This window comes from Streptomyces sp. 7R007 (genome assembly GCF_054850255.1).
Window position 1 is genome coordinate 23,762 of the sequence record NZ_JBTWMV010000067.1, and the last position, 10,196, is coordinate 33,957.

At 74.1% G+C, this 10,196-nt stretch carries 10 protein-coding genes; 7 read left to right on the forward strand and 3 right to left on the reverse strand.

Annotated features, from left to right (window positions below):
• The first annotated feature begins 28 nt into the window (after positions 1-28).
• From bioB to bioD, 3 genes are read left to right on the forward strand one after another with little or no spacing between them, the layout of a single operon-like run.
• The gene (gene bioB / locus ACYF6T_RS40620) at positions 29-1,201 is read left to right on the forward strand and encodes a biotin synthase BioB (RefSeq protein WP_461702995.1); all 1,173 of its coding nucleotides are present in this window, start codon (positions 29-31) and stop codon (positions 1,199-1,201) included.
• Positions 1,194-2,474: an adenosylmethionine--8-amino-7-oxononanoate transaminase gene (locus ACYF6T_RS40625; protein ID WP_461702996.1), complete on the forward strand. Its 1,281-nt coding sequence runs from the start codon at positions 1,194-1,196 to the stop codon at positions 2,472-2,474. Before bioB ends, ACYF6T_RS40625 begins: the two co-directional genes overlap by 8 nt.
• 1 nt (position 2,475) lies before the next feature.
• The gene (gene bioD, locus ACYF6T_RS40630) at positions 2,476-3,192 is read left to right on the forward strand and encodes a dethiobiotin synthase (protein ID WP_461702997.1); all 717 of its coding nucleotides are present in this window, start codon (positions 2,476-2,478) and stop codon (positions 3,190-3,192) included.
• Here bioD and ACYF6T_RS40635 read toward each other — a convergent pair.
• A complete protein-coding gene (locus ACYF6T_RS40635; protein ID WP_461702998.1) occupies positions 3,189-5,444 on the reverse strand; it encodes a helix-turn-helix transcriptional regulator in 2,256 nt (751 codons plus the stop codon). The two genes, bioD and ACYF6T_RS40635, sit on opposite strands and share 4 nt — an antisense overlap.
• A gap of 116 nt (positions 5,445-5,560) precedes the next feature.
• Here ACYF6T_RS40635 and ACYF6T_RS40640 point away from each other — a divergent pair, with 116 nt between their 5' ends.
• Both ACYF6T_RS40640 and ACYF6T_RS40645 read left to right on the forward strand, forming a co-directional pair.
• Complete coding sequence (locus ACYF6T_RS40640; RefSeq protein ID WP_461702999.1) at positions 5,561-6,247, forward strand: esterase/lipase family protein; 687 nt, start codon at positions 5,561-5,563, stop codon at positions 6,245-6,247.
• A gap of 74 nt (positions 6,248-6,321) precedes the next feature.
• Entirely contained in the window at positions 6,322-7,008 is a 687-nt protein-coding gene (locus ACYF6T_RS40645; RefSeq protein ID WP_461703000.1) for a class I SAM-dependent methyltransferase, read from the forward strand.
• On the opposite strand, the gene ACYF6T_RS40650 is transcribed toward ACYF6T_RS40645, so the two are convergent.
• Together ACYF6T_RS40650 and ACYF6T_RS40655 are read right to left on the reverse strand one after the other, a co-directional pair.
• Positions 7,009-7,383: a fic family toxin-antitoxin system, toxin component gene (locus tag ACYF6T_RS40650; protein WP_461703001.1), complete on the reverse strand. Its 375-nt coding sequence runs from the start codon at positions 7,381-7,383 to the stop codon at positions 7,009-7,011.
• Positions 7,384-7,387: 4 nt separating this feature from the next.
• Positions 7,388-7,627, reverse strand: a complete 240-nt coding sequence (locus tag ACYF6T_RS40655) for a toxin-antitoxin system HicB family antitoxin (protein ID WP_461703002.1) — start codon at positions 7,625-7,627, stop codon at positions 7,388-7,390.
• Positions 7,628-7,820: 193 nt separating this feature from the next.
• Here ACYF6T_RS40655 and ACYF6T_RS40660 point away from each other — a divergent pair, with 193 nt between their 5' ends.
• The gene (locus tag ACYF6T_RS40660) at positions 7,821-8,630 is read left to right on the forward strand and encodes an ABC transporter ATP-binding protein (RefSeq protein WP_461703003.1); all 810 of its coding nucleotides are present in this window, start codon (positions 7,821-7,823) and stop codon (positions 8,628-8,630) included.
• A gap of 4 nt (positions 8,631-8,634) precedes the next feature.
• The coding region (locus ACYF6T_RS40665) for an ABC transporter permease (protein WP_461703004.1) at positions 8,635-10,196 on the forward strand (1,562 nt) is incomplete at its 3' end.

A 10,196-nucleotide genomic window follows, 5' to 3' on the forward strand; every position in this document is an offset into this window, starting at 1 on the left:
GTGGGTCGGTACGACAGGATCAGCTCTCATGGACCTGCTGAACACGCTGGTGGACAAGGGGCTTCGGCGCGAGCTGCCGACCCGCGAGGAAGCTCTTGCCGTCCTCGCCACTTCCGACGACGACCTGCTCGATGTGGTGGCCGCGGCCGGCAAGGTGCGCCGCCACTGGTTCGGCCGACGGGTGAAGCTCAACTACCTCGTCAACCTCAAGTCCGGGCTGTGCCCGGAGGACTGCTCGTACTGCTCGCAGCGGCTCGGCTCCCAGGCCGACATCCTGAAGTACACCTGGCTCAAGCCGGAGGAGGCCTCCCAGGCGGCGGCGGCCGGCTTGGCGGGTGGCGCCAAACGGGTGTGTCTGGTGGCGAGCGGGCGCGGCCCGACCGACCGGGACGTGGACCGGGTCGCGGGCACCATCAAGGCCATCAAGGAGCGACACGAGGACGTCGAGGTGTGCGCCTGCCTCGGCCTGCTCTCCGACGGCCAGGCCGAGCGGCTGCGCGAGGCGGGCGCGGACGCCTACAACCACAACCTCAACACCTCCGAGTCGACCTACGGCGACATCACGACCACGCACACCTACGCCGACCGCGTGGACACGGTGAACAAGGCGCACGCCGCGGGCCTGTCGGCCTGTTCGGGTCTGATCGCGGGCATGGGCGAGAGCGACGAGGACCTCGTCGACGTCGTGTTCTCCCTGCGGGAGCTGGACCCGGACTCGGTGCCGGTCAACTTCCTGATCCCGTTCGAGGGCACCCCGCTGGCCAAGGAGTGGAACCTCACCCCGCAGCGCTGCCTGCGCATCCTGGCGATGGTCCGGTTCGTCTGCCCGGATGTCGAGGTCCGCATCGCCGGCGGCCGCGAGGTGCACCTGCGCACGATGCAGCCGCTCGCCCTGCACCTGGCCAACTCGATCTTCCTCGGCGACTACCTGACCTCCGAGGGCCAGGCGGGCAAGGCCGACCTGGAGATGATCGCCGACGCCGGCTTCGAGGTGGAGGGTGCGGGCGAGGTGACGCTGCCGGAGCACCGGGTGACGGCGGGCGGCGGCTGCGGCTCGCACGAGGACGCCGGGTGCGGGTCGCACGCGGGCGGCGGTGTCTGCGGTACGGCCGCTGCCGCGCCGTCCGCCGCCGAGCCGCGCACCGACCTGGTCGCCGTACGCCGCCGCGGTGCCGGAACGGACCTCGCGCCCAATGCCTGACCTGCCCGTCGCCGAGCTGCTGGAGCTGGACCGGCGGCATGTGTGGCATCCGTACGGGCCCATGCCGGGCCGCGTCGAACCGCTCGTCGTGGAGTCGGCGAGCGGGGTGCGGCTGCGCCCGGCGGACGGCTCGGGCGAGCTGGTCGACGGCATGTCGTCCTGGTGGTCGGCGATCCACGGCTACAACCACCCGGTGCTGAACGAGGCCGTCCGCGAACAGCTCGGCCGGATGAGCCACGTGATGTTCGGCGGGCTCACGCACGCCCCCGCCGTCGAGCTGGCAAAGCGCCTTGTCGACATGTCACCCGACGGTCTGGAGCACGTCTTCCTCGCCGACTCCGGCTCGGTGTCGGTCGAGGTCGCGGTCAAGATGTGCCTGCAGTACTGGCGTTCCCTGGGCCGCCCCGGCAAGCGGCGGCTGCTGACCTGGCGCGGCGGCTACCACGGCGACACCTGGCAGCCGATGTCGGTGTGCGACCCCGAGGGCGGCATGCACGACCTGTGGACGGGGGTGCTGTCCCGCCAGGTGTTCGTGGGCCCGCCCCCGGCCGGCTACGAGGAGTCGTACGCCGAGGAGTTGCGGGCGGCCATCGAGCGGCACGCCGACGAGCTGGCCGCGGTGATCGTCGAGCCGGTGGTGCAGGGCGCCGGCGGGATGCGGTTCCACTCCCCCGCCTATCTGCGGGTGCTGCGCGAGGCGTGCGACGCGCACGACGTGCTGCTGGTGTTCGACGAGATCGCCACCGGGTTCGGGCGCACGGGCGCGCTGTTCGCGGCGGAGCACGCCGCGGTGACGCCGGACGTGATGTGCGTGGGCAAGGCGCTGACCGGCGGTTACCTGACGATGGCGGCGACGTTGTGCACCGCCCGGGTGGCGGACGGCATCTCGCGGGGCGAGGTGCCCGTGCTCGCCCACGGGCCGACGTTCATGGGCAACCCGCTGGCGGCGGCGGTCGCCTGCGCCTCGATCGACCTGCTGCTCGGCCAGGACTGGCTCGCCGAGATCAAGCGGATCGAGGCGGGACTGCGGGAGGGACTGGCACCGGCCGCGGGCATCCCGGGGGTGCGGGACGTCCGCGTCCTCGGCGCCATCGGGGTCGTCCAGCTCGACCACGAGGTGGACATGCGGGCCGCGACGGCGGCGGCGGTGCGCGAGGGCGTGTGGCTGCGGCCGTTCCGCGACCTCGTCTACACGATGCCGCCGTACGTCACGGGCGACGCGGACCTGGCACGGATCGCCCGCGCGGTGTGCGCGGCGGCGCGGGAGGGATGACATGCCGGTACTGGTGATCACGGGTACGGGCACGGAGGTCGGCAAGACGGTCACCACGGCCGCGGTCGCCGCCGCGGCGCTGGCCGCCGGCCGTTCGGTGGCCGTGCTCAAGGCCGCGCAGACGGGTGTGGGCCCGCACGAACCCGGCGACGCGGCCGAGGTGGCGCGGCTGGCGGGAGCGGTGACGGCGGCCGAAGTCGCCCGCTATCCGGAGCCGTTGGCGCCGGCGACCGCCGCGCGCCGGGCGGGCCGGGCGCCGGTGCGGCCGCAGGAGGTGGTGGACGCGGCGCAGAAGCTGGCCGCCGAGCACGACCTGGTGCTGGTGGAGGGGGCGGGCGGCCTGCTCGTCCGCTTCGACGACGCCGGCGGGACGCTGGCGGACGCGGCCGCGCTGCTGGGGGCGCCGGTCCTGGTCGTGGCGTCGCCGGGGCTCGGCACGCTCAACACCACGGAGCTGACGGCCCGTGAACTGCGCTCCCGCCACCTGGATTTGCTGGGCGTCGTCATCGGCAGCTGGCCCGGCTCCCCCGACCTGGCGATGCGGTGCAACGTCACCGACCTGCCGGAGGTCGCCGGCGCCCCGCTGCTGGGCGCGGTACCCGCCGGAGCCGGGGCCCTGGACCCCGCCGACTTCCGTACGGCGGCGCCGGGTTGGCTGGCGTCCCGGCTGAACGGGACGTGGGAGGCGGAGGCGTTCCGCGGCCGGGTGGCTGCCTAGACCCCCGTCTCCCCCAGCAGCCGGACCAGCTCGATCCGCGACCGGATGCCCAACCGGCTGAAGACGCCCCGCAGATGGTGGTCGATCGTGCGCGGGCTCAGGGCCAGGCGGGCGGCGATCTCGCGGTTGGTGGCGCCCTCGGCGGCCATCCGGGCGATCAGGAACTGCTGGGCGGTGAGGCCGGCGGTGGGGTCGTCCGCGCGGGCGGGCGCGGCGGGGGCGCCGAGGGCGCGCAGTTCGGCCCGGGCCTGGGCCGCGCAGTGCGGGGCGCCGAAGCACTCGAACGCCTCCAGGGCGCTGTGCAGCCGGTCCAGCGCTTCGCCGCGACGGCGCAGGCGGCGCAGCGCGCCCCCGAACAGCAGTTCCGTGCGGGCGCGTTCGAAGTCGCGGGTGCCGTGGGCGTGCAGGTCCAGCGCCTCGCGGTAGTGCGCGACGGCTTCCGCGCCGGGCGTCAGCAGGGCCCGGCAGCGGGCGCTGAGGGCCAGGTCGTCGGGGCTGCGGACGGCGGTGGCCCAGTGGTGGTAGTCGGCGTGGGCGGCCCGCGCGACGCGGGTGTCGCCGCCGGTGCGCACGGCGGCCTCGACGTAGTGCGGGGTGGCCAGATGCCGGATGGCCCGGTGGCCGTGCCCGGGTCCGAACCCGGCGAGGGCGCGCAGCCGGGCCGCCGCGCCGGCGAAGTGGCCGCCGGCGAGGTCGAGGAAGGCGAGCGCCCACTGGGCCAGCGCGGCCGGCAGGCCGAGGCCGTGGGCGAGGGCGTACGACCGTGCCGCGGCGGCGCGTTCCCGGCAGGCGTCCGCGTCGCCGGTGATCGCCGCGAACATGGCGAGGGCGGCCCGCAGATGGCAGGCGCCGTTGTCCTGGCCGGTGGCGTGGGCCTGGCGCAGGGCGTCGGTGGCGGCGGCCGCGCCGACGTGCGGGCGGCCGCTCCAGAAGTCGGCGTAGACGCGGAACTCCATGGCCTGGACCGCGACGGCGGTGGCGCCCCGGGTCCGGGCCGAGGCCGCGGCCCGCACGGTGGCCGTGACGGCCCGGGTGTGGTCGCCGAGCATCAGGGCGGCGATGCCCGCGTGCACGAGCAGGGTGGGGTCGCCGCCCGGACCGCACCGCCCGGCCGCCGCCTCCAGCAGATCCCGGGCGTCCGCGTAACGCCCCTCGGACGCCGCCACCAGCCCGCCCAGCGTCCCGGGCGGCTCGACCCCCAGCCGCCCGGCCACCCGGGCCGCCTCCCGGCAACGCCGCAGGTCACCGGTGTAGACGGCGGCTTCGACGGCACGGGCGAGAAGACCGGTGCGACAGAGTGCGTCGGCGGCGGCTCCGCTCGGGTCCGGGTTTCCGCTGCTCGCGTGGCCGCCTCCCCCCGTACAGCCCGCCGCAGAACCGTTCCCCCTGCCCGCCCCGCCCTCCTGCTGAATCGCCGTCAGCAGCGCGTCGAACGCCTCTCCCGCGTTGCCCGCCCGCAGCGCGAACAGGCCGGTCAGGGTGGCGTCGTCCGTGGCCGCCGCCAGCCGGCGGGCGCGGTCTCCGTCGCCCGCGTGCCAGGCGTCCCGGGCCGCGCGGGTGAGCAGGCGGGCCTGTTCGGCCGGGTCGGGGCAGAGCGCGGCGGCGCGTTCGGCGAGGGCGCGGGCGAGCGTGAGCAGGCCGGTGTCGCGGGCCTGGCCCGCCGCCGTACGCAGCTCGGCGGCGAGCCGCCCGCTCGGGCCGAGGGCGCCCGCGCCCCGGTGCCAGGAACGCCGGGGCGTCTCCCCGTCGCCGTGCAGCACGCGGGCCAGCAGCCGGTGCACGTCCCGCCGGTCGGCCGGCGTGCCGGCCTCGTAGGCGGCGATGCGGGTCCAGGCGTCCCGGAAGATCACCCCGCCGGCTCCCGCGTGGGCGATCCCGGCCGCCTCGGCGGCTTCCAGGGGCCGGGTGTCGAGCTGTACGGCGGCGACGGCGCGCAGGAAGGCGTGGGTGGCGACCGGGTACTGGTCCGCGGCGGCCAGCAGCAGGAGCAGCCGGGTGTCGTCCGGGAGGGAGCGGATCTCCGCGCGCCGGGTGCGCAGGAGCCCGGGGGCCAGTTCGGCGGGGTGCGTCGGGAGCGGGTCCAGGCCGGACGACTGCCGTTCGGTGAGCAGCGCCACGGCTTCGGCGGCGGCGCGCGGATCGCCGTAGACCGCGTGCAGGACCCGGATCCGGACGCCCTCGGCGAGGGCGGGCGTCGGACGCGGGGGTGACGAAGTGCTCTGAAGAGACGGGGGATTCACCGGAGTCACCACCCAACTGACGTTACTGGCGAGTTACTTGAACCGTAAAGACCGGCGATTTCGCCGATGCGCCGCGCGTAGACCCGAGCCGACACTCCTGGCGGACCCCACCCGTGTCAGGAGGCACCATGCAGCGCCACACGCGTCGTTTCGCCACGGCCCTGTCGGCCGTGGCCGCATCGCTCCTTCTGTCCCTCCCCCTCACCGCCGGCCCGGCCCACGCGGCCACCCACAACCCGATCGTCTTCGTGCACGGCCTGAGCAGTGACGCGAGCAGCTGGGACGACTGGATCGCGGACTTCGAGGCGGACGGCTACTCGTCCTCCGAGCTGGACGCGTTCTCGTACGACTGGTCGCAGTCGAACGCCACCACGGCCCAGCAGCTGGCCACCGAGATCAAGAACGTGCTGGCCAGAACCGGCGCGTCCAAGGTCGACATCGTCGCTCACTCGATGGGTGTGCTCAGCTCCCGTTACTACCTGAAGAACCTCGGCGGAACGTCGTACGTCGACGACTTCGTCTCGGTGGCCGGCGTCAACCACGGCACCTCCGTGGCCGACTGGTGCGCCTGGCTGTACACCTCGTGCAAGGAGATGCAGATCGGCAGCTCCTACCTGACGGCCCTCAACTCCGGTGACGAGACCCCGGGCAGCGTGTCCTACGCGAGCTACTGGTCCGACTGCGACGACGCGGTCGTGCCGAACAGCTCGGCGCTGCTGAGCGGGGCGACCAACGTCGACTCCGGCTGCATCTCGCACACCGACATGAACAACGACCCCGGCGTGTACGAGGACGTGCGCGACTTCGTGGCGTGAGGCGCGGCGGGGGGGTGCGCGGGGCCCGTTCGGGGGACAATCGCGGTAAGGCCCGTCCGGTCAGGGAGGTCCCGATGCCGCTACGGTCTGCCGGCGCCTCGAAGGTGGCGCCAGGTCCCGTGCACCACCCCCTCTTCGCCCGTTACTACGCCCGCGCCAGTGTGTCCGCCGAGACCCGGATGGGCATGGGCGGTGTGCGTAAGCGGCTGCTCGCCGGACTGTCGGGGCGGGTGATCGAGATCGGCGCGGGCAACGGCCTGAACTTCGCGCACTATCCGAGCGCGGTCTCGGAGGTGGTGGCGATCGAACCGGAGCGCGTGCTGCGGCAGTTGGCCGTGGAGGCGGCTCTGCGCGCGGAGGTGCCGGTGGACGTGGTGCCGGGCGCGGCGGAGGCGCTGCCGGTCAAGAGCGAGGCCTTCGACGCGGCCGTGCTCTCGCTGGTGCTGTGCAGTGTGCGGGACGTGCCCCGGGCGCTCGGCGAGGTGCGCCGGGTGCTGCGGCCGGGCGGGGTCGTGCGGTTCTTCGAGCACGGCCGCGGCGGCGGGCCGGTGATGATGTTCACACAGCGCGCGCTGGACCGCACCCTGTGGCCGCCGCTGAGCGGCGGCTGCCATCTGGGCCGGGACCCGGTCGCCGCCCTGCGCGGGGCCGGCTTCGAACTGGGGCCGTACCGGCGGATGCTGATGCCGGAGAAGGGCCCGGTCCTGCCGACCTCGTACTGCGTGCTCGGCACGGCCTGGCGGCCGGAGCCCGCCGCGTAGTCACCGCGTCCACTCGCGCAGCGCCTCGGCGATGTCGTACACCGTGGCCTCGCCGCTCTTGACCAGCCGGGCCAGGTCGCGGACCCGCTCGGGCGAGGTGGCGACCTTCAGGCCGCTGGCGACGAGGTAGGCGTAGGCGACGGCGGAGGCGAACAGGGCGTTGGAGCGTTCCAGCGCGGGCACGTGGATCAGGAGCTGGAGCAGGGCCGCGGCGCGGGCGTGCGGCGAGTCGTAGACGGGGACGTCGAAGATCCGGGCCCGGTGGCGCTCCACGGCGGCGACGAGGGCGCCCCAGTCGGTGACCTGGGGGTCGCCGGGCGTCTTCTGCTCGGCGAGCATGAGCAGCCAGGCGAGGTCGATGCCGAGGTGGTCCAAGGGCTCAGCGACGGCCGTCACCGCGCGCGGGCCCGCCGGAACCGAACTCCTCGGCGAACACGGCCTCGTACTGCTTCATGAAGTCGGCGGCGGCCTCCACGAAGGTGTGGCCGGCCTCGCCGGTGTCCTGCCTCACCAGTTCCTCGATGTAGCGGTTGACGCTGATGCCGCGGGCCAGGGCGCGCTCGCGGGCCGCGCGGGCGGTGCCCTCGTCCACGCGCACGTTCAGCTGGGTCTTCGCCATACCCGGACGCTAGCGCCGGAACGCTAGCAGGGGCAAGGGTCGCCCGTGGGGTGGAGATTGCCCCTTACACCGGTATCAGGGACCCGACCTGGGGTGGAGGGCGACCGGGACCTTCGGCGGATACCGGGTGTGCGGCGCATCACACTAGCCTCGGCGGCGACCAGCGGAACCGGCATGTCCACAGGAGGCCGCCTTGTCCACAGCAGCTGCGGAGCACGCCCCCGGCCCCGCCCCGGCCGACGGGATCGCGGCCCGCGCCCGCGGGCTGACCAAGGCGTACGGCTCCGGGGAGACGACGGTGCTCGCGCTGGACTCGGTCGACGTGGACATCGCGCGCGGGCGGTTCACCGCGGTCATGGGTCCGTCGGGGTCCGGGAAGTCGACGCTGATGCACTGCCTGGCGGGCCTGGACACGGTCTCGGCCGGGCAGGTGTGGCTCGGCGACACCGAGATCACGGGGCTGAAGGAGCGCGAGCTGACCCGGCTCAGGCGGGACCGGATCGGGTTCATGTTCCAGTCGTTCAACCTGATCCCGACGCTCAACGCCGCCGAGAACATCACCCTGCCCATGGACATCGCGGGCAAGAAGCCCGACGAGAAGTGGCTGGACCAGGTGATCGACACCCTCGGGCTGCGGGACCGCCTCAAGCACCGGCCCGCGCAGCTGTCGGGCGGTCAGCAGCAGCGCGTGGCCTGCGCGCGGGCGCTGGCCTCCCGGCCCGAGCTGATCTTCGCCGACGAGCCGACCGGCAACCTGGACTCACGGGCCGGCCTCGAAGTGCTGGCCTTCCTGCGCCAGGCCGTCGACGAACTCGGCCAGACCGTCGTCATGGTCACCCACGACCCGGGCGCCGCCGCCCACTCCGACCTGGTGCTCTTCCTCGGCGACGGACGGATCGTCGACGAGATGGAACGGCCGACGGCGGAGGCCGTGCTGGAGCGCATGAAGCGGTTCGACGTGATCCGCGGCCAGGTCGACGCGGAACCGGACAAGGAGGCGTGAGCCGGTGCTGAAGGCGACGCTGCGCAGCTTCCTGGCGCACAAGGGGCGCCTGCTGCTCTCCGCGCTGGCCATCATCCTGTCCGTGGCCTTCGTGGCGGGCAGCCTGATCTTCTCGGACACGGTCACCCGCACCTTCGACCGGCTCTTCGCCTCCACCGCCGCCGACGTGACGGTGCAGCCGAAGCAGGAGCTGAAGTCGTCCGTGCCCACCGGCGAGGTGCTCACCGTGCCCGCGTCCCTGGCCCGGCGGGTCGCCGCGGTGGACGGGGTCGCCTCGGTCCACGCGGACGTGTCCGCGGAGAACGTCACGGTGACCGACAGCCACCGCAAGTCCGTGGGCCCCACCTCGGGCGCCCCCACCATCGCCACCGACTGGCACCTCACCGACCGCAGCCCCGTCAAGCTCACCTCCGGCCACCCCCCGCACGGTCCGGGCGAGGCCCTGCTGGACGCGGACACCGCCGACAAGAAGCACGTGCGCATCGGCGACACGCTCACCCTGCTGGCCGGGCCGGGCAGCTACCGGCTCAAGGTCGTCGGCATCGCCACCTTCACCACCACCAACCCCGGCGCGGCGCTGGTCTTCCTGGACGAGAGGACCGCGGCGACCCAGTTGCTGGGCTCCCCCGACAAGGCGACCAGCATCGAGATCGACGCGGCGAAGGGCGTCGACGACGCCGTGCTCAAGCGGCGCGTCGCCGACGTGGTCGGCACGGCCGACTACGAGGTGCGCACCGCCGGCGAGCAGGCCAAGTCCGACGCGGCCGACCTCGGCGGCTTCCTCGACGTCATCAAGTACGTGATGCTCGGGTTCGCCGGCATCGCCGTCCTGGTCGGCGTGTTCCTCATCGTCAACACCTTCTCCATGCTGATCGCCCAGCGCACCCGTGAGCTGGGCCTGCTCAGGGCGCTCGGCGCCGACCGGCGCCAGGTGCGCCGGTCCGTGCTCACCGAGGCGCTGCTGCTGGGCCTGGTCGGCTCGACGCTGGGCCTGGGGGTCGGCATCGGGCTCGCCGCCGGGCTCATCAGGCTCATGGGCGTGTTCGGCATGAACATCAAGTCCACCGAGATGGTGATCGGCTGGGCCACGCCCGTCGCCTCCTACGTCGTCGGCCTGGGCGTCACCTTCGTCTCGGCCTATCTCCCGGCCCGGCGCGCCGCCGGCGTCTCGCCGATGGCGGCGCTGGCGGACGCCGAGATGGCCGGCGTCGGACGGCCCCTGCGGACGCGGGCGATCGTCGGCACGGTGGTCGGGGTGGCCGGTGCGGCGGCCCTGGCGGGCTGCGCCACCGCGACCAGGACGGCGTCCTCGGCCTCGTTGCTGGGGCTCGGCGTCGTCCTGACGCTGATCGCCACGGTGATCGCCGGTCCGCTGCTGGTGCGGCCGGTGATCCGGGTGCTCGGCGGGGCCTTCCCCGCCCTGTTCGGGCCGGTCGGGCGGATGAGCCAGCGCAACGCCCTGCGCAACCCCCGCCGTACGGGCGCCACGGCGGCGGCGCTGATGGTCGGGCTGGCCCTGGTGGGCGGGATGTCGGTGGCGAGCGCCTCCATGAGCCGGTCCTTCGA

Excerpts from the sequence above, each read along its gene's own strand:
- bioB (WP_461702995.1), top strand. The coding sequence starts at position 29 with ATGGACCTGCTGAACACGCTGGTGGACAAGGGGCTTCGGCGCGAGCTG.
- ACYF6T_RS40625 (WP_461702996.1), top strand. The coding sequence starts at position 1,194 with ATGCCTGACCTGCCCGTCGCCGAGCTGCTGGAGCTGGACCGGCGGCAT.
- bioD (WP_461702997.1), top strand. The coding sequence starts at position 2,476 with ATGCCGGTACTGGTGATCACGGGTACGGGCACGGAGGTCGGCAAGACG.
- ACYF6T_RS40640 (WP_461702999.1), top strand. The coding sequence starts at position 5,561 with ATGCAGCGCCACACGCGTCGTTTCGCCACGGCCCTGTCGGCCGTGGCC.
- ACYF6T_RS40645 (WP_461703000.1), top strand. The coding sequence starts at position 6,322 with ATGCCGCTACGGTCTGCCGGCGCCTCGAAGGTGGCGCCAGGTCCCGTG.
- ACYF6T_RS40655 (WP_461703002.1), bottom strand. The coding sequence starts at position 7,627 with ATGGCGAAGACCCAGCTGAACGTGCGCGTGGACGAGGGCACCGCCCGC.